Here is a 21,567-nt window from a genome sequence, read left to right as displayed (position 1 = left end):
GGTTATGATTAATTTTACAGAGATTATCTGACTCTAGAGCTTCAACCCCCATGAAATCCTATCTCGCCGCCGCCATTCAAATGACCAGTCAGCCGGATTTAGAGAAAAATCTCGCTGCCGCTGAAGAGTTGATCGAACTTGCCGTGGGTAAAGGGGCGGAATTAATCGGTTTACCAGAGAATTTCGCTTTTATGGGGGCAGAAACCGATAAAATCGCCCAGGCCGAGACTATTGCTCGAAAAGCCGATAAATTCCTCCGCACCATGGCCCAACGGTTTCAAGTGACCATTTTAGGGGGTGGTTTTCCCGTGCCGGTGACGGGTATTCCCGATAAGGCTTATAATACGGCTATTTTAGTCGATGGCAACGGTGCGGAATTAGCCCGTTATCAAAAAGTCCATCTCTTTGATGTCAATGTTCCGGATGGTAACACCTATCAGGAATCGAGTACAGTCATGGCAGGGATCGATTTACCGCCGATTTATGGCTCCGATAGCTTGGGCAAAATTGGCCTCTCGATTTGCTATGATGTGCGTTTTCCCGAACTCTATCGCTATTTATCGCAGCAAGGAGCCGATGTTTTATTTGTACCCGCGGCCTTTACGGCTTTTACCGGCAAAGATCATTGGAAAGTTTTGTTACAAGCGCGAGCGATCGAGAATACTTGTTATATAATAGCTCCTGCTCAAACGGGCAATAATTACGAACGCCGTTACACCCACGGTCACGCTATGATTATCGATCCTTGGGGTGTGGTTTTAGCCGACGCGGGGGAAGAAGCGGGGGTGGCAATTGCCGAAATTAATCCCCAACGTCTGCAACAGGTGCGACGACAAATGCCTTCTCTGCAGCATCGTGTTTTTGTTTAAAATTCGATTCGACAATTTTGTCGATAAAAACGCCTAATTTTGGGATTTAACTCGGTTTTTTCGCGTAACATTGCTCCCTGATAACAAGGGTCGAATCTCAAACCTAATTAGGGTTCTTCGGTTTGTCTTATGCAACGTACAGGGTTATAAGGAATTAAACTCTTATAGAGAAAGACATTTGGCGATTTTTGTTAATTGTTTTCGATCTAGAGCGAACTAATCAATTAAATCTCTTGCCAGATAAGGATTTAGTCCATTTATGCCCCCCTATCGAACCATACCAAGTAACGAAGAACCAAAAATCTAGTTGGTTTATAATATTAAATAATTAACTTTATTTTTAGAGATGAATCTGATTTTATCAAGCAAAGCGGCCGAAAGACTTCAACGAGAAGTGCAGTCAAGAGAAGATTTTATCGCCGATAATAATGCTTGGCGAATTGATGTCCTCGATCTCAGGAAGAGAGGTATTTTTCTCATTACTCAGGAAAAGACTTTATACACCTTAATTTCTTCGTACAAGCAGGGAATTAAGGGAATTATCGCTCAAATTACCACCATTGATCGGCATGAGGGCGATTCCCCTGAAATTCATTATCTCAAATCCGAGAATAGGAGTCTGGTAAGCTCCATGAATAACATGAAGAATTTAATCGCTAAATTAGATCAGTACAATGCGGTTGATAACGAAAGATTTGCAGAAATAATTAATCAGACTCCCTTTAAATATTTATCTTACCGTACCCCGACCGAATGTTACCAAAATCTCTTGAATCAATCGAAGGGAGTACAATAAAACGGTCGTGTTTTAATCTAAGGAGAAAACGCTCCCCAATCTTCACAGCTTAAAACTAAATAAATCTGAGTTTTGGATAAGTCGAAACCCTGAGACTCAATCCGAATCTAAAACTCTGATTAACATATAAAACTCTCCAAACTGTGAACAATTGCTAAGTAGGTAGGCGTTAAAAGTTGTCAGACACCCCCCTTATTAAGGGTAGATCCCCCCGCCTATCGGCACCCCCCTTATCAAGGGGAGCAGGGGGGATCAGACCTAAAATCCATTTTTAATTTAATTATAACCAGCTACTTATAAGTAGGTAGGCACAATTATTTGTAGGATGGGTTAGCGGTAGCGTAACCCATGCGGGCGTTGGGTTTCATGCTTCAACCCAACCTACGTTCATTTTATATTTAATTCCACCCACCTACTTAACAACTTTTTAGCAAAATCGATCGCCTCCTGAAAAACTGTAACTTGGCCCTCAATTTGGGCAATTTGTACCTCGGTTAATAACTTACCGATAATCGGACTAGGTTTCAGGTGTAAATGGTTAATTAAATCATCGCCCCTTAATAAAGGTCGGGGATGGGCGATAATATTATCGGGATCGAGATAGGAAGTCAACAGGGAAGCGACGATATTTTTGTTAATCCCCATTGATAAAGCAAAAAGGGCAAAGACAGGAAATACTTTTCCCGTATTTAGATAAATAAAATACTGTTCCCGCAGACTTAAATTATCTGGCTCCTTGAGGGGAGGTAAACACTTAATCACCGTGATTACCGTGCGAATTTCCCCACGGGAATACTTGAGATCGATTAACTCTTTTTCCGCTTCTGCTAAAACATCCGATACCAATAGGGCCAATTTTGTCAACTGTAACTGAGAAGGAGAAAAGATAAATTTTTCTGGTAACAAAGATTCTAAAAATCCCGCTGCCGCTTCCACCCCCATAACTCGCTCCATTTTTGCGGGGGTAATCCGACGCAACCAGAGAGATAATAAGCCATCTTCCCAGGCACTTTTTAGCCATTTATTCCCACGGGAATTGAGCAAAAGGTAATTCAACTCGGATTGTACCCTTTCGGCGGCTACACGGTGCAATAAAGGGGCAAGAGAACGAATAGTTGCACGGGTATGGGGTTCGATCTCAAAGTCCAATTGAGCCGCTTGTCGATAGGCCCTTAATAATCTTAGGGGATCATCTTGGAGATTTTCGGGGGAAATCATCCGCAGGGATTGGCAGCCTAAATCTTTTAATCCCCCTAAAGGATCGAAAATTTCTTGGGTGTGGAGATTATAAGCGAGAGCATTAACGGTGAAATCCCGTCTTTTTAGGTCTATTTCTAGAGATTCTCCCTCCTGTTGCGCGAAATCAAGGGTCCCCTGGGGAAAAACGACGCGAGCAATTTGACGAACGGCATCTAAAACCACAAAACCCGCTTTATAATGATGGGCAATAGTTTGAGCAATTTCGATCGCTTTTTCGGGAACCACAAAATCTAGGTCAATATAGTCTTTCTGACGGTTTAATAAAGCGTCTCGCACAGCACCACCGACTAAATAAGCATTTTCTGGCAATTCTTGCTGATTAATCGCAAAAACTTCTTTAACTAAACTATCTAGGTTTTTTTGACAAGACATCGAGAAGAGCAATTTACAAAAATATAATTTTTACCGGCCCTATTTGGGGAGAGACTGAGCTAGATTAACGGAAAAGACCTATAGAGTTAAACCTATGTGTATTTGTATTAACTGCTATTTTGTTGATCGCTGTCTCACCTATCATGCCGTAGAAACACAACATCAGGAACGTCATCTCACCGAGACACCGGACTTTGAAGCGAAGAACCCTTCTATTAACGTTAACATTCGCACCAAAGAAGATTATATCGAAATGGAGTGGGATGTGGTGGGTTGTGAAAGCTTTTTACGCGAAACTGGTAAATGGTCTAGTTTGCGGCCGGGTGAACCAGTTCCCACCTAAAACACCTGAACTACCCATACATATCTACTACAAGAGCCAAAAACCCTTATCCAGCAATGGATAGACCCGTGAACTTTTCTTGCTGTACCCGTGGAATGGTAGTCATGTATGTAGAAAAAGTTCCTAACCGTTGTGTCTGGAGTGGTTTTTATTAATGAGCATTGCTTAAAATCAAACAATTCATAATTTAAGAGCGAGGTATTTATGGATAAAGAAGAAGAACTACTTGAACAATGGCGAGAATTGACCCCGGAAAAGCAACAAAAAGTTTGGCAATTTGTTCAAATACTTAAATCTGAGTCACAAACAACACCAGAAGCTAAATTTATTCCCCAAACACCATTAAGCAAAAAGTTATGGGAAATCCGACATCGGGCGATCGCATCTGGATTGCAACTGCTCAATGAAGATGAAATAGAACAAGAACTTGCTGCACGTCGAGGAGGGTGCAGTGAGTCATAGGAAAGCCTACATAGACTCTGGCGTACTGATTACTGCTTTCCAAGGCATCCAATCAGCCAGTATCAAAGCCTATCAAATTCTCAACGATGAAAATCGGGAGTTTGCCTCCAGTCGATTTGTTCAGTTAGAAGTATTGCCTAAAGCAACTTTTAACAAGCAACAAGAAGAAATAGAATTTTACGAAACATTTTTTCTGGCTGTTAATTACTGGGCAACTGACTTAGAAAAAATTATACAGAATGCTCATGAAATTGCTGGCACTTACGGTTTAGCGGCGATGGATGCACTTCATGTTGCTGCTGCGCTGCAAATTCAAGCTGATGAACTAATCACCACCGAAAAGCCAACCAAACCAATGCACCGAGTCAGGGAAATTCAGATTGTTTCAATAGACATCTCTTTTGCATGAGTAGAAAACGGGTTTCTCCGAGAAACCCGTTTTCTGTGCGTTACTCACTAAGAGTAAGGAGACCAGGGACCGATGACGGTTTCTCCTCGCTTCTCTTTTTCTGCTAATTCCAGGTTTAAGGTTAATAGTTTCTCTAAGATGTCGTCGTCAGCTTGGAAGTGATAGGCCTCCATTACTAGCTTGTCTAATTTCTGATGGAGTTGATACAGTTGGCTACTGGGTTCGTTAAAGAATTGGTTATATAGTTTGGTGATTCCCCATTGTTTTTTCTCCATCTGTTGGCTGCGGTATTCGTGTAATTCCCCGGCGGTTTGACGGATTTTTTTGACAAGTTCCTGTGAAGGTGTCTGGGGAAAAGGGAAGGTTTCAAAACAGGTTGTATTGGTATAGCGAGTATCGCCTTTTAAAGTTGAACTTTGAGCTTTTACCCAGAGGCGATGTATTTTTGAGTTGAGAATTCCTAGAATGTAGAAATCATCGGAGGCTATTACCATATTTGCTTCACAGGGAAGTATGGACACATCAACCGGAGAAAAAACAATATATTTAGCGATTTTGGGAATGGCAAAATAGCAAGATAGGACAGCTAAAGCTTTTCTCATTCCTGGTCTTGTTTCCCCATATTTCCACCAATTTAATCGGCGTGTGCTGCGCTTATTATTATCCCTTTCTGGTTTAACTTTTTCTTTTACTCTTGTAAAAGGTAAGATATATTCAGCCGCTTCTTCAAGAGCCATATTATCAAAGTCAATAACCCAACTCTTTTGTTCAAAAAGGTTAATTAAATTTTTTCCATCTAACATAGGTTTGACAACTTGTTGATTTTTAGAATCTAACTCAATCCATTTATTAGCTTCTTCTTCCGTTATTACAAATCCTTTTCCTGCTAATTCACAAGCTTGAAAAGAAAAATTATTATTAACTTTTATTTTTTCAGCATTATCTACTGATATTTCAGATTTCAATGCAGTAGATAATAAATTAACTGACAAATTATCTAGAAATAATTCTTTTGGTCTTTCTTTACTCCAATTAACAATACTAACATGAACGTTAGCTTCACCAGACCAAGGCTGAGTTGAAATCGCTTCATGTATAAATCCACCTTGCTTAACCACATAATCTAAGCTTGCTTTTCTCCCAGAAACTTGTGATATTGAATTAGTACCAACTAAACCGGCTCTTCCTAATTCCCCAAGATTTTCCGCAGCTTTTCTAAACCAAAAAACACAAAAATCAGGTTGTCCTTGAACATCAGGAAATTTTTGATAAATTTGTTCTGCATACTCATCTCCTAGTTCTGTTCTTAACTTTTTCCCTCCCAAAAATGGAGGATTACCGATAATTGCGTCTGCTTTTTGCCAATCCGTAAACAAAGCATCAGCACAAATAATATTACTATCCAAAGTATCCAAAGGTAAAGAAGCTTCCGTCAAATTAAACTTATCAATCGCCACCTTTCTGGCAATCATTAAAGTCACCCGCGCTAATTCTACAGCAAAAGGATTAATATCCATTCCATAAAACTGTTTAGGCGTAACAAAACTAATCTGTAATTGGTCACTAGCAGAACGACGACGGTTAGCAATCTTTTCAATTAATAACTGTTCAATGCGCTTTAATTCTTGATAGGCGACATAGAGAAAATTACCCGAACCGCAAGCCGGATCTAATACCTTATACTGCTGTAATTCTAACTGAAGTGTATTTAACTCGCCAATCGTCCCAGCTTGCTCAATTTTCTCCTCCCAGTAACGGCTAATAGTTGGGCGAACAATTTTCATAATATCCGCTTCTGATGTAAAGTGCATCCCGTAAGTATGACGTTCTTCAGCATTAGCTGTCCCCTCAAAAATATTACCAAAAATTGCTGGACGGATCTTACTCCAATCCTGACGCGCCGCCACATCGAGAAACCTTAATTCTTCATTAGTTAATTGAATTGGATGAATTATACTAAACAGTCCCCCATTAAAATAATCCACTCCCTGATACTTGCCAGTGGGGGTAATTCCGGGTTGGTTCATCTGTTGAAATAATCCCCCCAAGACATCATAGGAATTGCCACCATTTAGACATTCTTGTACACAAGAAATAAATAAATCTCTTGGTAACAATCCTCGATCCTCAGCAAACATTGCTAATACACACTGCAAAATAAATCGCTGGGCCGTCAACTCATCAAAACCGCTTTTATGACCGCGTTTTTTTAACAGTTGAAACAACTCACCCATCCGCCGCGCGGCCGTTTCTGTAATCTCGACTTGATTATTCTGAAAAATAGGGGTACGATTCCCTACTTCCATAAAATTGAAGGCACTGACCCGATTTTTTAAATCGTTGAGATTTACTCGATCTACCGGTTCATCTATTTGAAGATCAAAATCAAAAATCCAGAACTGATCAAAATTACATAATAAGACATAGCGAGGGCGATTAGGAACCAAGCGACTCCAGTATTCAAAAGCTTGGGGATAGTGCTTACTTAAATCTTCTCCTCGCTTTTTCATTTCAATTAAAACACGAGGTTTCCAAACTAAATCAGCAAATCCTGTTTTACCTTTCTTGCTACCTTTAGTAATCGCCTCCTCATAGGTTGCACCCGCTTCTAACGCACCCTTATGACCAAAAGCTCGAAAGAAACGGTCTAGGAAAATCTGAGCTTCTTTCCTTTCTTTGCCAGTAATGTGCTGTTGACAAAAATCAATAAATTCCTGTAAGCTTTCAAGAGTAGTAGTCATCTTTTGCCTTTCCATTGGAGTAGGGTGGGCGTTGTAGTGCGATCACCATCTTACACAATAATTCATAATTCATCATTCATAATTCATAATTCATAATTCATAATTCAGGCTCTTCTAGGTTCTGTGTGATCAGTTTAACTTACTCTATGATCGATCGATCTTTGTGTCCTCTGTGTCTGGAGGGGAGAGCCGATTTTCCATTGAATCAAACCAAATCAATCGACGATTAAAGCAGTCAAACCTATACTAGGTAAGCATTTGGGCGAATTATGCCAAAATACTCACTCTCATTAAGAAAGAAATGCTAAAAGCCTTAATTCTCGTGCTTATTGAGAATAAATCTGTTAGTTTGGCGAGTTTTGAGATTGTAGAAGCCTCTCTGTGAATGCGTTTGAGGCACCTGAATCTTTAGGTTAATTTTCTCCCCTATTATAAGTAGTCGTGCAAAATTAATTTCCTAGTGAAGATAGGCAAAAGGCAGGAGGCAAGAGGTGGTTAGATATGTGTAATTAATTTTGCTTAGGTACTTAGCTCAAATTGCCCCTCTCAAACTCCGAAAAACAGCGATCGCCCTTCTTAACCTCAGCTAAAAATGCGATCGCCCCTGATTAAGCAATAGCAAATTCTGTTAATTTACGACTTGCAGGATCATGAAATGCTAAAACAATATCTTCTTTGGGAATCCCTGCTTCTAATAATTGAGAGGTGATTCCTATTTCTGTCCAATCCTGTTCAATATAAACTCTTTCATTTTTAATACGAATATGAATCTGAATATTGTTGATTTTCTTTTTGTTTATCCAACCAATAGACATCCATAGATAATGATCATGATTTTCATCAAAAATTAAACAGGTTTCTAGTTTTTTTTTGGATGAGCTATTCGCAATTGTGTCTAGCTTTGTTAAGGTATTTTGAATAATTTGGCGATAGTTAGTTAGTTTATCCATTGGACAATCTCCTCTTTTTCGATGTTGACAACTAATAAATCTAATTGGTGTCTTTGAATAACGGCTTGAATAGATTTTCGTTGGAAAAAAGTCTCATAAATTTCATCTTTAATAGCCAGATAGATTTCTTGGTATTCATCTTGTCCTAATTGAATAAGATCACGATAAAAAATATATTGCCCCAAAGCCATTTCAAAGTCTTTGATCATTGAAGGGCCAAGAAAGCTTTTAATTTCAATGATAATTTTACGTTGTCTTTGTTCTTCGGAAATATATTTCTCGATCGCCAGGTCTGGATACAATTCAGCGTCTTCATATTCAATAGGATAAGGATCAGCCGTAATTGTCCAGCCGTCTTTAATTAAGGCATTTTTAACGGCTTCGTGATAGAGGTCTTTTGCTGGCATTTGCCTCCTTCTATTTTGATCACTGGATTTATTATAAGCGATCGCCCTCCTCTTCTCACAGTAAAATAGCGATCGCCTCTTCCAAATTTTTATTAAAAACGCGATCGCCTATCGGTAGATGTCCTTTCGATGTCCAATATCTAGAATAATCACCTTTTTTGCGGAATCATCTATCGCGTAAATAACGCGATAAACTCCAATCCGAATCCGCCAACCTTCTCGTCCTGTCAGTTTGAGACACCCTGCTGGTCTTGGATTGTCAGCTAATGCTCTAATCCCGTCTCGAACTTTCTGATAACTATCTTGGGAAAGATTAGCTAAAGCCTTAGAAGCTTGTTTTTTAATCGCAATAGTGTAATTCATTGACGACTATTTTCAATTTCGGCGATCGCCTCTTCAAAAGGAATTTCTTCCTCTTCCGAAATAGCTAAATCATAGGCTCTAATAGCATTCAATTCTTCAGAATCTTCTAGGAGTTTTCGATATTCCTCTATATCTAAAAGAATACCGATTTGATTACCCTGTTCATCAGTAATATACTTTTGCTTTAATGGCATTGATAATTACCTTGTTTGTTAATTTTATCCCCTATTATAGCTCAAATTTCTCCTTCATCCTCAACTCAACAGCGATCGCCACTCTCGCCTTTACAGAAAAACAGCGATCGCCCTTCTCAAACTTAAAAAACAGCGATCGCTCCAATTAAAGTTAAGATGAGAAACTATACCTCAACTTATCCTAAGAATTAAAGATTAAAAAGTATTTCCTATTCTACAAACTAATGGTATTAATTTAGCTAGAGTTGAGGGTTTGACTTTAGAAAATTGGAATGCTATAATAATGCCTAAATACCAATATTCGGAATAAGTAATTATGCCATCTTTAGACTTCTTAAGTAGCTGGTTATAATTAAATTAAAAATGGATTTTAGGTTCGATCCCCCCTGCCCCCCTTGATAAGGGGGGTGCCGATAGGCGGGGGGATCCACCCTTGATAAGGGGGGCATCTGACAACTTTTAACGCCTACCTACTTAATTAAAGAATTGAATAATAATGGTAGCGAAGTAATAGATATAATTAAAATTTATTCCCCAAACACCATTAAGCAAAAAGTTATGGAAAATCCGACAGAGGGCAATTTCGGCTGGATTGCAACTGCTCAATGAAGACGAAATAGAACAAGAACTTGCTGCACGTCGAGGAGGATGCAGTGAGTCATGAAATTCCTGGCACTTACGGTTTAGCGGCGATGGATGCACTTCATGTTGCTGCTGCGCTGCAAATTCAAGCTGATGAACTAATCACCACCAAAAAGCCAACCAAACCAATGCACCGAGTCAGGGAAATTCAGATTGTTTCAATCTAATGTGACCGCTGAAGGGGTGATAACGAGTTGCTTGTCATACTAAATCTAGTTATTAAAAACTGATTATGTATTCCCCCTTTTGCATGAGTGCATGAGTAGAAAACGGGTTTCTCCGAGAAACCCGTTTTCTGTGCGTTACTCAGTCTCAACTTAGTTGGGGTTTAACAACCTTTCTAGGTTTTGTTCACAGTTCTCTTTATGGGAGAGCATATTTAATTTTTCAGAAAGATGTAAAGCTCGTTGCCAGTGATTAATAGCTGATTTAAGATCATGGGTTTTTTCTTCAAATTCTGCCAAAACAATTAAAGTCTCTAGTTCTATATATCTTTCTCCAATATCGAGGGCAATATCTAAAGCTTGATTAAGATATTGATAGGCTAGATCATCCTTTCGAGTGATACTATAAATTTCTCCTAATCCAGCACAAGCATGGGCAACACTTGCTACATCTGAAATAGCTAAAGCTTTTTTCTTTTGTTGCTTAAAGTATTTTTCAGACTCCTGAAAATTTGCTTGTTGCCCATAAATTGAGGCTAAATTTCCCAAAGACAAAATAATTCCTGCTTCATCGGTTATTTGCTCAGATAAGTTAAGACTTCTTTGAGTGTAATCGATAGCTTGATTCAAATCATTGATTCGCCGGTATGCTTCTCCTAAATTTCGTAAAGCCGTTCCTTGATAAATAAGATTTTTAATTTTTTCTGCCCATTTTAAGTATTTTTCTAAACAAGCAATAGTCTGGTCAACTTTTCCCTGATAACCATAACAATTACCCAGATTTAAATAAGCAACATTAATAATCTCAAATTTTTCGTCACAATCGGGAATAATCTCGGCTAGATTTAAAACTTCATTCAGTACTATTTCAGCATTTAAATATTCACCTTGTATTCCCTCAATTGTTGCTATATTTACTTTTCCTCTTGCTTTCCAAAGAGGATTATTTAATTGCTCGGCTAAGGATAAGAGTTTCTCCGCATAATTTTTTGCTTGGTCTAATTGTCCTAATTCTCGATACATATAACCAAGTTCACTTAAACAGAGAAAATCGGTTTCATTGTCAAGATTTCCTAATAATTCTTTACACAGTTTTATGCCATCTTCATACCGTCCCCAGATGGGTAATTGTTTGTGCAAAGGTAAAGAAGTTGGATCATGAATTTCTAAGGGTAAAGAAAATAAAGATTTAGCTTCTTTATACCAACCTAATCGACATAGACAGAGAAATGCTTCCACATAACGACTTGCCCGTTCTTGAATAGAGAGCTGCTGTCCCATTTTATCCTTAATATGGCGTTCATAACCAATTAAATGCCAGATGAATGCGCCAAAATGTGCTTTTTCAAAATGACTTCCTGTCGCTCCTAAAATTTCCCCTTTTTGTTTAACTTGAGCGAGTTCTCCAAAAACAGTAAAATCGATACTTGTGAGACGTTCTTTGACTCTTAATTGAGGAGATTGAAAATCATTCATGATTTGGTTTTCCTTCTTTTCTTTGGGTAGATACTAGATGCTTGAAAGCAACATTGCGAATTAAACTGTGCTGTTTGATATGTGGTTCATATCCCAGTTGTTTTTGAGTTTCTACTAAATAACGGTTAAACAAGGTAAAAAGAGCTAGGTCTAAATCTTGTTCCTCGTATTCTGAAAATAATTGAAGATTTTCAAACCACGCATTTTTAAATTCAAAGGATGAATAAGTGGAGCCATAGATAAGCAATAAATAAGCAGTTTCAAAAGTGTTTTCAAGTCGCTCTATTGTTCTTTCGACTTCCTCCTCTAGCAGTTGTTTTCGTAATTGTTTGGTCATTAAGTTAACTTTGTAATAATCATCAGGATTGGCTTTTTGAGCTTCATCAATCATTTCTCTTAATCGTCGAAATCGGGATTTATTCTCCTCATAATAAGTGCTGATATCTCCATTCAGTCTATCAATAATATCACCGGAAATTAAGCGGATAGCGAGAGGATGTCCCTCATAAAGTTTTCCGATCTCTTTAAGGTAAGCAAGGTTACGTCCATGAAGAATTAATTCGACTTCTGCTTGTTGAAATAAGCGTTCAAATAACTGTAAACTTTCCTGCTCTTCTAATCCCATTAATGGCTGAATATGCCAATATTGATCTTGACTAAAAGTTTCAAAATCTTCAGGCTTATCCTGCGAAGTTATCACAATTCGAGTCTGACAATTTTCGGCTTCTAATATCTTTTGAAAAAAGACTCGCCAGAGGGGGTCTTTAAAGCGATTACTGCCATCTTGTTGTTCTCCTTGTAAAAGATTTTCCATTGAATCAAACCAAATCAATCGACGATTATTGCTCAGATGATTAACCAGTTGAGTTAATAATTGTTCTGGGTTTTTTGCTTGTTTTGCCGTAACAGGTTCATCGCCACGATTGAGTAAATCAATAGCTGTGCTGATAAAGTTTTGTGCTTCTGATTGCGACTGTTGATCCTCCCGTTGATTAAACCCATCAAAATCAATAGGCAGTTCAGGAGGAAACCCTTCTTGACACAAAGCTAAGGCCAATTTGTAGGCGAGGGCAGTTTTCCCAATACCTGTTATTCCTGTAATTACGACAATACGACAATCGCCTCTTAGTTTTTCCAGTAAATCACTTTGAAGAGACTCTCGCCCCACCCAAATAGGCTCGATATCTTGAGTCAGTTTTTGCAAAAGATTATCTAGATCTGCGACTTTTGAAGGGTCGATGTTCAAAGCTCGACAAAAGGCGAAAAAACCTTCCGATTGAATGGTTTTACCCCTCAAAAAATGATCTAAAGTCTCTGGTGAGCAGTTGTCGGCGTAATAAGAGTAATAAGTGTGGGCTGGGTCATTTGAAATTTCCTCCCAATTCCCATCGGGTTTGGAAAATTGACTAGCCTCGGTGCATAAGTATTTTCTAGTCCAGCCTTCTTTTTGTTTTTGCGCCCATCGGGTTTTGACTTGCTCAAGTCCCGCTACGGAGAGTTTTAACTTCATTGCTCTCTATTCAATCTACATAAGTTTATTTCTCTATTGTTGATCAATTATCCCCAGAAATTCTCATTTTTTGAAAAAATTTTCTCTAATCTGACTAAGCACATATCAGCTATTTGCTCAATTATAGGTATAGGAAGCCATTCAAGCTTTCTAATTCTTTCTAATTCCAGCTTCTTTTGCTTTTTGCGCCCAAAAATCATCGTTTTGCTTGCTTCTCCGTAGAAATCTAAGGATTTCTATCGCTTTACTCCCAATGAAGAGAGCCTCATTGCTCGTTGTCCTCTTCCTAAGGGTAGCAAAATGGCTATTTCTCAAATAATCAACCAAACCAATGGTAAACAGTTTATCTCATTATCATCTACATCGGTGCGGCTACTGTCATCGGATGGAGTTGATGTCAATCACTTATTTAGCGGTCAAATACCAGAGCGTCACTATGAGCAACTTTCTTGTTGGCTTAATTTAAAACCAAACGAGGAAAAGGACTTAACGGCACAAACATTTGCAACGCTAAAGACCACAAATTACACCCAAAAAGATCCCCTATTCACTTTAAGGACTGTCCGAAGAATGTTACAGGATAACGGTCTTCTCTTTGTCTATGATATATCCCAAACCCCTGATATTGAGCAATATGTGAAGATTCTGTTTTCTTGTGCTGGATTTATTGTGTTAAATAACATTGGCAACTGCTGGATTCTTAGCAAAAGAGCCTTACTTTCTTTTGATGTGCCAAAGGTCAAAGGTTATCTGGTCAAGGAAGCGGAAACACCGGCAGAAATTGAATCCTATTTCTTATTTCTCAAGAATCGCTATCCTGAGTCACAAAATTATTGCAAAGAAATCGACGATTTATTTACTCACCAATCGGTTATTTTTCTAGCCTATCCTGAACAGAATCCCTCTCAGGTAATCGGTGTTGCACGTTATACCTATTCTCTGGCTGAATATGGCTACTATTTGCCTTGTCAACTGGCAACATTTTGTGAAGGAAAACACACAGGAAAGCATTTGATGTTACCCAAAAATGTAACAAGCATCGGAGAAAGTCTCTCTCTATATGATGAAAAGGGAACTGGCAAAAAAGGAACAAGTTATCTTGTTTATCAGCAATTGATTCGAGCTATCTTGACTTACAAACATGATATTGCTCACACTGAAATTTCCTACACGACTTATCCAAAAGGGGACGAAACAATTGAAGCACTCTATAAAGAACGTTTTGGATTTAAGCACACTCTACACGATAATGAAAAAGTTTGCTTAAAATATGGAACATTTGCCGGTCAATGGTATCTCATTGAACTGGAGCAGTGGATGATTAAGCATCAGTACCACAACGCTGACCAGATTTTTCATAAACACAAGCAAGCGTTTGCGGTGTGAAGTCTAGCTCAATAGGTTGCCGATAAATACTAGATTTTGGGAACTTAAGGTAAATTATCCTGAAAATTGGCTATATCCTTAAGTGTCCCGAAGTTGAACTAGAGTCTTAGCGATGCAATGCCTTATCCCACAAAGACTTGCAGCTTTTCAAAAAAAATTTGCATCGGGGAAAGTCCCCAATTTATGATAGGGACAATTCAGAAACTTAACATCTTATAGTGCTTTTCATGCCACTGAGGTATCGACAAGTTTTGCCAACAAAGGGTTTAAGCTCCTTAGCCATACCTTATTCTGATGAAAACTGCTATATCTAGTCCAATCTTTTATGAAGTGGACTTCCATGATCAGCTAGAAACCTAACCCCATCATAAATTTTCATGTCTGAAGTATCACGTCCGAACTTTTACGAATTATTAGAGATAGATCCAAGTCAGCCTTGGTCAGATGGAGAATTTAGCAAAATTCTTAAAATTAAACAAGGAGAATGGACTAAAAAAACAAAAATTCCTAAATATAAATTTGAATATACTCGCTATCTGCAAATGGTTAGGTTGATTGAGCAGATAATGAGGGATTCTGAAAGTCGTGAACAAGAAAGAAAACAAGCTCTCGAAAGTCAGTCACAACAAGCTCAAATCTTCAAGCAACAGTTTGAGGGAGATTTAAAGGGTATAGTCGCTAAAGGCTATATTTTAGAATCTGAGGTAAAAAATTTGATTACTAAGTTTTCCAGCGTGTTCTCAGAATCAGAGATTCGCCGTCAAATCAGTAATTTAGGGATTGAAATTAAGACTAAAGAAGAAGCAAATGACTCCGAAAATATTAAGATCAATGACACAGATAAAACAAAAATTGGTGAAATTGAAAATAATTTAAACTTTTTAAATCAACAAGATTTGTACAATTTTCTAGGACTCCCCAAAACCACTAGAACTGATGAATTGTGTGCAGCAGCAAGCAACCGATATGAAGAAATCAAGAACACAGGTCAATCAACAGCTGAAGCAAGTGCTATTATGGCACTTGCTGGACACGCTAAAACCTTTTTTAAGGATGATGAAAAAAGAAAAATTTATGACTTTTCTCTAAGTTTACAAGTTTTTCAATCTTTAGAAGAGGCAATTGATAACATTACGCTTCATGAAAAAATCATTTATGGAAGACAGTTTACTTATTTACTAGAATTAGCCTTTTCTAGAGGGATAGATGTTGAAAAAGCAAAAAAGCATATCATAACCTATGGACGAAATAAAAAAATTGCCGTAGAAATGGCAGGAGTTGAAGCGGTCAAACAGAAAATCGCTTGTCCTCAATGCCAAACCATTAATGAGCGGGATCAAGATTTTTGCTCAAATTGTGGAAGTTCTTTAAAAATAAAATGCCCTAGTTGTGGACTCATTTCTAGTATTGAAGATCGGGCTTGTTCTAAGTGTTCTTTTCCCATTGGGAATGAGTCAATCGTGCGTCGTTATTTAGTGGAGAGTCAAAAGTTAATTCATCAAAAATTTTATGAAGACGCAGTTAACCATCTTAATTTAACCCAACAAGCATGGTCAAGTCCATTGATCTCTCAGACTCTTAACGATGATTTAAGTAAACAAATTAGCCAATTAAAAAGTGAAGCAGAACAGAAAAAACAGAACCTAATTAATTGTCAACAACAACTCAATCATGCTATTAACGAACGTCTTTATTACGAAGCACGTCGTATTTTACAACAGCTAAAGCTTGAATTTGCTTCTCTTGATTTAAACAGAGAAGAAAGTAAAATTGAAGCAGAAATTCACAAAGCTGAATCAGAATTAGAAAAAGTGCGTCAACTGGAAACTCAAGGGGAAGATCCAATTGACCTCTATCAAAAGGTTCTTTCGATTTGTAAAGATTGTCAAGCCGCCAAAGACGCATTAGCCAAAACCCCACCGCTTCCTGCTAGTCAACTTTCTGCAAACAAGAGCCATAAAATCATCAATTTATCTTGGCAAGCAAGCCCTTCTAAGAAAGTTGGTTATACCATTATTAGAAAATATCACTCCCAACCTATTTCTAGTAAAGATGGAGAACAATTAGATACTATTTTTAGTACAAGTTATGATGACAACACGGTAGAAAGTGGTAAACCAGTTTATTATGCTATATATACTAATAGAGAAGGGGTTCTTGCTGTTAATTCTGCCCAATTAGAGCAACCAATACTGTTAACCAGTGAAGTTTCTAATCTGGTTGCTCAAGCAATGGATACGCAAGTTAATTTAACTTGGACACATCCTCAAAATGTTACTGAAATTCAGATTTATCGATCTACTCAACCGTTCAATACTTCTAATCAGGGTGAACGAGTTGAAGTTATCAATATCAGCAACGTTATTGATAAAAATTTAGAAAATGGTAAGAAGTATTATTACCTAATTTATAGTTTATTTAAAAATTATGATGGAAGTCTTATTAAAAGCCAAGGAATTACTATTGATGTTATTCCCGAAAACCCCCCTTCTCCCCTAGAAGATTTAACCATTGAGGTGATTAAAACTGACCCTTATTACCAACTGAAACTATCTTGGCAATTACCCACAAAAGGAGAAGGAGCAGTCTTACAAAGCGATTCTTTTCCCGATTTCGGGAAAACACATTTATTACCTCAAGGCTCTTTATCAGAATATGGCAAAGTCTTACAGGAAACAAATACATCTGTAACTATAACAATTGAAAAGAAAGGAATTTTTTACTTTACCCCAATTCTTTTATTTCAAAAAAATGCTTATCTTGGCAAAACCAGAGAGTATGTCAATGTTGATGATGTTAGCAATTTGAAATGTCAAAAACAGACAAATGAAATTCAAGTTCGTTGGAATTGGCCAGAAAATTGTCAAGAAATTATTCTTTCTCATGGCGAGCGCCAATTTCCTTCAAGTCATAAAGACTCAAATGCAACCCACATTAAAGTTACAAAAAATCAATACAATCTAAAAGGTTATTATCCCCTAACCAGTATTACTAATAGAGATTATTTTATCGTGGTTTATGCTGTCTTTAATAAAGCAGGACAAACCTTGATTGCTTCAGGCTTAAATGAATCAGCACGGGTGCGAATTAGCCTATCAACTTTAATGAAGATTAATTACGAAATCTCTAGGGAAAAAAAGGGATTTGGGTTATTTAAAGGAAAACTTTTGCTGATCATTAATATCAATGGCAAAGGGCAAATGCCAGACTTAGTTTTAGTTTATAAACAAGGAGGGAAGCCAATTAAAAAAACAGATGGAGAAACAGCTTTAACCATTTCATCAACAATACTTCAGGAGGACAAAACAACTTTTACTTATGAATTAAAAGAACAAAATCGTTGTTACGGATCTTTATTTTTAGCCAACGATAGCCTTTATGAATCCAAAGGCGGTTATGTTCGTATTAACAAACCAGAAATTGATAAATTGGAGATGTTTTAAATGTCTAAAATTCTTTGTCCTTTTTGCTTTGAAAAAACAGAAGTCTCTCAACTTGAATATCGATGTAGTTATACTCGTTGCTCAGGAAAACGTGAAGATGTCATTTTAGCCCAAGCTCAAGGGCTTCTTAGCCCTACTATAGAAGGTTTAGTCTTTACACCCACAAAAAAAGGATTAGGTCGTTTGTTTGGAAAATCAAATCAGTTAGAAAAATGTCCTAATTGTAACAAAGAAACTTCTATAAAAGTATGTCCAAAATGTCACTATAACTTAAAGTATCTGTCAGGAGAAATAGAGGAAAAAATGATTGCTATTATGGGAGGACGAAGTAGTAGCAAAAGCACCTATATTTCAGTTTTAGTTAATCGTTTACAAAATGAAATTGGCAAAAATTTTAAGGCAGGAGTAATGTTCACTGATGACAAAAGTCGCACAATTTATGAAGAAATTTTCCGTAAACCAATTTTTGTTAGGGAAGAAATTTTACAAGCGACTGTCAGTAGCACTGTTGACTCCCGTGCGAAAACACCAATGATTCTTCGTGTAACTTTTGACAATAACGGTCAACGTAAAGCTGTTAATCTTGTTTTATTTGATACAGCAGGTGAAGATATGGAAGATATAGATATTATGTCTTCTGAGGCACGTTATCTTTGTGAAGCGGATGGGATTATATTCATCTTAGATCCTCTGCAAATTGAAACAGTAAGACAGTTAGTAAAAGAGGATTTACCTGATAGATTAGAAAGCGCAGACCCCAATCGAATTGTTGAACGTCTTTATGAATTACATGAACAAAAATTGAAAATTAAAGCTGGTAAAAAAATTGAGAAACCGATTGCCTTTACCCTATCTAAAAGTGATGCTTTATTTCCCTTTATTGAAGCGGATTCAGTTTTACATCATTCAGGAGAACATTTTGGTTATTTAAACTTACCTGATGTGGAATCAGTCCATACAGAAATTTGCACTTATCTTGAAGAATGGATGGGTTCTGCATTTGATAACAAAGTTAAAACCTATTTTAATTGTTATCGTTATTTTGCCATGTCTCCTTTAGGGAAAAATCCTATCAAGGGAAAGATTGAAGGGTTGTCTCCTTTAAGAATTGAAGATCCCCTTTTATGGCTTTTTTCTCAATTTCAATTTATACAAGGACGGAAGTAAAACAAAGGACGGAAGTAAAACAATGGTTATCCAACAACAATACTATACATCTTGTCGAACAGAAACTAGGACTGGCTATCAAATTAAGGCTGAATCTCCTAATTTTGAGAGTGAAAAACGTCAAATTTTAAACCGATTGATTGGATACTATATCCCATCAGGTGTTGATGTCAAAGCAATCAATACTCATCCCATTGCTTTACGTTATTTTGTTAATGAAGAAGATGCTTTTTTAGTTTGTAGTCAATCTAGCGGACAAGATGAATTTGGCAGAGATGGAAATTTCTTTGCTCATAGTTTGGTGGGTACAGTTACAGAAATCTCTACTATTCCTAGCATTTTTTCGTGGAAAAGTCCCTTCTGGGTTAAACAAGATAAATCCTCACAAACTGCTTTACCAACTTTAAATGAATTTAACCACGAAATCACGTTTAATTTTGATTCAGTTTGGACATTTTTAAAAGATAAAAAACGACAAGAATGGTTTTATAAGTTGATTTGTGCCGTGATTGACTATGAACAATCAAAACGAAAAATTATTATTATTGATGATAATGAAGCGATTACTTATTGGATTGCTAGTCTCAGCACTATTTTACATCCTCGTTATGTCAACTATCTAACTTTTGCCACCTACCACCATGATCCTTATACGGCTCCTTTTATGATTACAGGAACGACCGAAAATTCTAACTTTCGTTGTAGCAATGATGAATATTACTCTTACTTTATTCTTAATGTTCCCCAACAAAAAGTTAGTGATGTTCCCGAATCGGATTTGGCGATTTATCTATTAGAAAACTTAGATGAGCAAAAGTATGAGAGTCAGATTTTAGAGTTTTACGAATGGTTAGATCGCTATAGTTCTGATTCTAAATACTTGAGTAAACATTTAGATTATTATATCAATTTTCAAAGAGCCATTAAGGGAGAAATAGACGCTTTGCCTTTTGCTAAAGTGATTGAATCTGCACAAGTTATCATCCAAGAGCAAAGTCAAAAAAACTCACATAGTCAATATGTACAACAGGATTTAGAAGATTTATCTTGGGCATCTTATTTATTAGGAAAGGCACTCATTAATCAAGAACAGAGTGATTTGCTTACCTCTTATATTAATGCTTTAAAAATGCTCAAAAAGATAGATAGTTATTTTCTTAATCAAGCTGATAAAGCTATCTTTATTTTTGTTTCATTAGTTCTTAACAAACAAGAACAAAAATCTATGACTTTATGGACTGCTCTAGAGTCTCTTTATTCACCTGCATTACTTAAAGAACATCTTAATTCTTTAGATTTTATTCAACAATTTACTCAGCAATTAAGAAGTAATGACTCGGAACAATTATTGATTTTCTGGAAACAGATTGGCAAAGAATTAACCTTGTCTTCTAGTAATCAGCAGAATTTGAGTATCATCTTAGCAAAAACATTCTCAGCCATTCCAGAGCAAGAGCTATCAAAAAGATTAAGAATTCCTGTGAGTGCATCAACTTGGATTAAAGTTTTTCTAGAAAATGCTAAACTCTCGAAAGACTTTATTCTTGATAACGCTTTACTCTACAAACAAAAATATCCTAATTCTCCTGTATTTGAATGGATTTACTATGCGCTTCTTCAACCATTTTCTTTTGACCAAAGACCTAAGTATTTTTGGACTTACTGGCAAAAATCTTCTTCGCTCATTCCAGACTTACATAACTATGAATTACAAAGAGATATTTTACAATCTCATTCCACCTCACAAGCCATTGATGTTATTTATTTATGGTTAGATTATCTGGCTCAAAAATCCCATAAATCAATAGTAAAAGAAGCTCTAGAATTTATCTGGACACAACCACAGTTTGAGCGACAAGAATTAGCTGAAACTTTATTGCAAAAAGATAAGTCTGGAAGTATTTTTGAAATTGATATTTATAATCAGTTAATTCAAGATTTACTTTCCACTCTTCAACTTAACACCCCCACAGAATCACTTGCTAATATTTACACCAGAGTTTTAGCAAATCCTAACTTATCCATTTCTCAAGAACAAACACTTATTTTACAGGGGTCATTAGATATGTACCATAATCGTATTTCCGAAATGAACATTGAAGCTTCAAACCAACGTTATCAAACTTTACCACCAGAAAAATATGAGGAAGAAGTTGAAAAACTATTAGAAAAATTCTTTGCTCAAAAAACCCCTGAAAAACTGACAGAAGAACACTTTAAAGTCGTTCAAATTGCTTATGTTATTCGACATCGTGATTTATTTTGGGATATATACTGGTCGAATTTTTGCCACTGCTTAGTGGAAGAACAACGAGTTAATGACATAGTTTTGATTATGGATTTATGGTTTAACGTTTCTTCCCATTTAGCAGAAAAACTCGGTTATTTTGTGCCAGAATTTTTTATTAACTTACCCAATGCTCTTGAAGAAGTATTTAAAAATAAAGGCTTTGGGAAGGTCAAAAAAGAGTTTGAAAGCAAAATTAAAAGAAAAAGTTGGTATCCTATTATCCAACCTATTTTTGAGAATACACGCTCCAATATTATGGGAAGAATTTCTGATTTTTTTAGTTGATTAACTTACCGATTATTTTATTCTTAAGGGGGAAAGTA

Annotated in this window: 19 protein-coding genes; 10 read left to right on the top strand and 9 right to left on the bottom strand. The window is 36.8% G+C overall.

Translation table 11 applies throughout. The features are described 5' to 3' along the window. Positions 1-50: 50 nt before the first annotated feature. Both ACE1AQ_RS02045 and ACE1AQ_RS02040 read left to right on the top strand, forming a co-directional pair. Entirely contained in the window at positions 51-869 is an 819-nt protein-coding gene (locus tag ACE1AQ_RS02045) for a carbon-nitrogen hydrolase family protein (protein ID WP_008207396.1), read from the top strand. Between the two features lie 346 nt (positions 870-1,215). Beyond that, on the top strand, positions 1,216-1,665 hold the full coding sequence (locus ACE1AQ_RS02040; protein ID WP_110543411.1) for a DUF6933 domain-containing protein: 450 nt from the start codon (positions 1,216-1,218) through the stop codon (positions 1,663-1,665). 387 nt (positions 1,666-2,052) lie between these two features. On the opposite strand, the gene ACE1AQ_RS02035 is transcribed toward ACE1AQ_RS02040, so the two are convergent. Next, positions 2,053-3,297: a CCA tRNA nucleotidyltransferase gene (locus ACE1AQ_RS02035; protein ID WP_110543414.1), complete on the bottom strand. Its 1,245-nt coding sequence runs from the start codon at positions 3,295-3,297 to the stop codon at positions 2,053-2,055. 94 nt (positions 3,298-3,391) lie between these two features. On the opposite strand from ACE1AQ_RS02035, the gene ACE1AQ_RS02030 reads away from it, so the two are divergent. The 3 genes from ACE1AQ_RS02030 to ACE1AQ_RS02020 all read left to right on the top strand — a co-directional run bounded on the left by ACE1AQ_RS02030 (position 3,392) and on the right by ACE1AQ_RS02020 (position 4,511). Next, positions 3,392-3,640 carry a Ycf34 family protein gene (locus ACE1AQ_RS02030; RefSeq protein ID WP_002795917.1) on the top strand — a complete coding sequence of 83 codons (249 nt, stop codon included), beginning with the start codon at positions 3,392-3,394 and terminating at the stop codon, positions 3,638-3,640. 204 nt (positions 3,641-3,844) lie between these two features. Beyond that, entirely contained in the window at positions 3,845-4,102 is a 258-nt protein-coding gene (locus ACE1AQ_RS02025) for a hypothetical protein (RefSeq protein WP_008207408.1), read from the top strand. Next, positions 4,092-4,511 (top strand): PIN domain-containing protein, encoded by a 420-nt coding sequence (locus ACE1AQ_RS02020; protein ID WP_110543416.1) that lies wholly within the window; start codon positions 4,092-4,094, stop codon positions 4,509-4,511. Before ACE1AQ_RS02025 ends, ACE1AQ_RS02020 begins: the two co-directional genes overlap by 11 nt. Positions 4,512-4,558: 47 nt before the next feature. On the opposite strand, the gene ACE1AQ_RS02015 is transcribed toward ACE1AQ_RS02020, so the two are convergent. The 5 genes from ACE1AQ_RS02015 to ACE1AQ_RS01995 form a co-directional block, all read right to left on the bottom strand. Then, the gene (locus tag ACE1AQ_RS02015; RefSeq protein ID WP_110543419.1) at positions 4,559-7,252 is read right to left on the bottom strand and encodes a DNA methyltransferase; all 2,694 of its coding nucleotides are present in this window, start codon (positions 7,250-7,252) and stop codon (positions 4,559-4,561) included. Between the two features lie 608 nt (positions 7,253-7,860). Beyond that, a complete protein-coding gene (locus tag ACE1AQ_RS02010; protein WP_002803043.1) occupies positions 7,861-8,202 on the bottom strand; it encodes a XisI protein in 342 nt (113 codons plus the stop codon). Continuing rightward, entirely contained in the window at positions 8,190-8,609 is a 420-nt protein-coding gene (locus tag ACE1AQ_RS02005; RefSeq protein ID WP_110543421.1) for a XisH family protein, read from the bottom strand. Before ACE1AQ_RS02005 ends, ACE1AQ_RS02010 begins: the two co-directional genes overlap by 13 nt. 108 nt (positions 8,610-8,717) lie before the next feature. Beyond that, positions 8,718-8,972 (bottom strand): type II toxin-antitoxin system RelE/ParE family toxin, encoded by a 255-nt coding sequence (locus ACE1AQ_RS02000; RefSeq protein WP_008207425.1) that lies wholly within the window; start codon positions 8,970-8,972, stop codon positions 8,718-8,720. Further along, on the bottom strand, positions 8,969-9,166 hold the full coding sequence (locus tag ACE1AQ_RS01995) for a hypothetical protein (RefSeq protein ID WP_002760112.1): 198 nt from the start codon (positions 9,164-9,166) through the stop codon (positions 8,969-8,971). The genes ACE1AQ_RS02000 and ACE1AQ_RS01995 overlap by 4 nt, the downstream gene beginning before the upstream one ends. 629 nt (positions 9,167-9,795) lie before the next feature. Here ACE1AQ_RS01995 and ACE1AQ_RS01990 point away from each other — a divergent pair. Next, a complete protein-coding gene (locus tag ACE1AQ_RS01990) occupies positions 9,796-9,975 on the top strand; it encodes a hypothetical protein (protein ID WP_008195813.1) in 180 nt (59 codons plus the stop codon). A 150-nt stretch (positions 9,976-10,125) separates the two neighbouring features. Here the strand turns inward: ACE1AQ_RS01990 and ACE1AQ_RS01985 are convergent, their stop codons facing one another. Genes ACE1AQ_RS01985 through ACE1AQ_RS01975 form a run of 3 tightly spaced genes read right to left on the bottom strand, consistent with a single transcriptional unit; the run spans position 10,126 to position 13,158 of the window. After that, on the bottom strand, positions 10,126-11,448 hold the full coding sequence (locus ACE1AQ_RS01985) for a lipopolysaccharide assembly protein LapB (protein ID WP_110543422.1): 1,323 nt from the start codon (positions 11,446-11,448) through the stop codon (positions 10,126-10,128). After that, a complete protein-coding gene (locus ACE1AQ_RS01980) occupies positions 11,441-12,958 on the bottom strand; it encodes an ATP-binding protein (RefSeq protein ID WP_110543423.1) in 1,518 nt (505 codons plus the stop codon). Before ACE1AQ_RS01980 ends, ACE1AQ_RS01985 begins: the two co-directional genes overlap by 8 nt. Positions 12,959-13,005: 47 nt before the next feature. Beyond that, positions 13,006-13,158, bottom strand: a complete 153-nt coding sequence (locus tag ACE1AQ_RS01975; protein ID WP_216628730.1) for a hypothetical protein — start codon at positions 13,156-13,158, stop codon at positions 13,006-13,008. 100 nt (positions 13,159-13,258) lie between these two features. Here ACE1AQ_RS01975 and ACE1AQ_RS01970 point away from each other — a divergent pair, with 100 nt between their 5' ends. The 4 genes from ACE1AQ_RS01970 to ACE1AQ_RS01955 all read left to right on the top strand — a co-directional run bounded on the left by ACE1AQ_RS01970 (position 13,259) and on the right by ACE1AQ_RS01955 (position 21,529). Further along, a complete protein-coding gene (locus tag ACE1AQ_RS01970; protein WP_110543424.1) occupies positions 13,259-14,344 on the top strand; it encodes a hypothetical protein in 1,086 nt (361 codons plus the stop codon). Between the two features lie 377 nt (positions 14,345-14,721). Continuing rightward, the gene (locus ACE1AQ_RS01965) at positions 14,722-17,787 is read left to right on the top strand and encodes a zinc ribbon domain-containing protein (RefSeq protein ID WP_110543425.1); all 3,066 of its coding nucleotides are present in this window, start codon (positions 14,722-14,724) and stop codon (positions 17,785-17,787) included. Continuing rightward, entirely contained in the window at positions 17,788-18,954 is a 1,167-nt protein-coding gene (locus tag ACE1AQ_RS01960) for a hypothetical protein (RefSeq protein ID WP_110543426.1), read from the top strand. It abuts the gene before it with no gap. Between the two features lie 22 nt (positions 18,955-18,976). Continuing rightward, positions 18,977-21,529, top strand: coding sequence for a hypothetical protein (locus tag ACE1AQ_RS01955; protein WP_110543428.1), 2,553 nt, complete (start codon positions 18,977-18,979; stop codon positions 21,527-21,529). Positions 21,530-21,567 lie beyond the last annotated feature (38 nt).

Origin of the sequence: Microcystis sp. BLCC-F209 (genome assembly GCF_041928595.1) — a bacterium.
Classification (GTDB): domain Bacteria; phylum Cyanobacteriota; class Cyanobacteriia; order Cyanobacteriales; family Microcystaceae; genus Microcystis.
Note: the sequence above shows the minus strand (reverse complement) of the source record. Positions and strands in the feature narration are given on the sequence as shown.

Bases quoted from the DNA above. Each gene is read 5' to 3' on its own strand.
- ACE1AQ_RS01995 (WP_002760112.1), bottom strand. From the start codon at position 9,166: ATGCCATTAAAGCAAAAGTATATTACTGATGAACAGGGTAATCAAATC.
- ACE1AQ_RS02045 (WP_008207396.1), top strand. From the start codon at position 51: ATGAAATCCTATCTCGCCGCCGCCATTCAAATGACCAGTCAGCCGGAT.
- ACE1AQ_RS01960 (WP_110543426.1), top strand. From the start codon at position 17,788: ATGTCTAAAATTCTTTGTCCTTTTTGCTTTGAAAAAACAGAAGTCTCT.
- ACE1AQ_RS02025 (WP_008207408.1), top strand. From the start codon at position 3,845: ATGGATAAAGAAGAAGAACTACTTGAACAATGGCGAGAATTGACCCCG.
- ACE1AQ_RS02005 (WP_110543421.1), bottom strand. From the start codon at position 8,609: ATGCCAGCAAAAGACCTCTATCACGAAGCCGTTAAAAATGCCTTAATT.
- ACE1AQ_RS02030 (WP_002795917.1), top strand. From the start codon at position 3,392: ATGTGTATTTGTATTAACTGCTATTTTGTTGATCGCTGTCTCACCTAT.
- ACE1AQ_RS02035 (WP_110543414.1), bottom strand. From the start codon at position 3,297: ATGTCTTGTCAAAAAAACCTAGATAGTTTAGTTAAAGAAGTTTTTGCG.
- ACE1AQ_RS01980 (WP_110543423.1), bottom strand. From the start codon at position 12,958: ATGAAGTTAAAACTCTCCGTAGCGGGACTTGAGCAAGTCAAAACCCGA.
- ACE1AQ_RS02000 (WP_008207425.1), bottom strand. From the start codon at position 8,972: ATGAATTACACTATTGCGATTAAAAAACAAGCTTCTAAGGCTTTAGCT.
- ACE1AQ_RS02040 (WP_110543411.1), top strand. From the start codon at position 1,216: ATGAATCTGATTTTATCAAGCAAAGCGGCCGAAAGACTTCAACGAGAA.
- ACE1AQ_RS01955 (WP_110543428.1), top strand. From the start codon at position 18,977: ATGGTTATCCAACAACAATACTATACATCTTGTCGAACAGAAACTAGG.
- ACE1AQ_RS01985 (WP_110543422.1), bottom strand. From the start codon at position 11,448: ATGAATGATTTTCAATCTCCTCAATTAAGAGTCAAAGAACGTCTCACA.
- ACE1AQ_RS01975 (WP_216628730.1), bottom strand. From the start codon at position 13,158: ATGATTTTTGGGCGCAAAAAGCAAAAGAAGCTGGAATTAGAAAGAATT.
- ACE1AQ_RS02010 (WP_002803043.1), bottom strand. From the start codon at position 8,202: ATGGATAAACTAACTAACTATCGCCAAATTATTCAAAATACCTTAACA.
- ACE1AQ_RS02015 (WP_110543419.1), bottom strand. From the start codon at position 7,252: ATGACTACTACTCTTGAAAGCTTACAGGAATTTATTGATTTTTGTCAA.
- ACE1AQ_RS01965 (WP_110543425.1), top strand. From the start codon at position 14,722: ATGTCTGAAGTATCACGTCCGAACTTTTACGAATTATTAGAGATAGAT.
- ACE1AQ_RS01970 (WP_110543424.1), top strand. From the start codon at position 13,259: ATGGCTATTTCTCAAATAATCAACCAAACCAATGGTAAACAGTTTATC.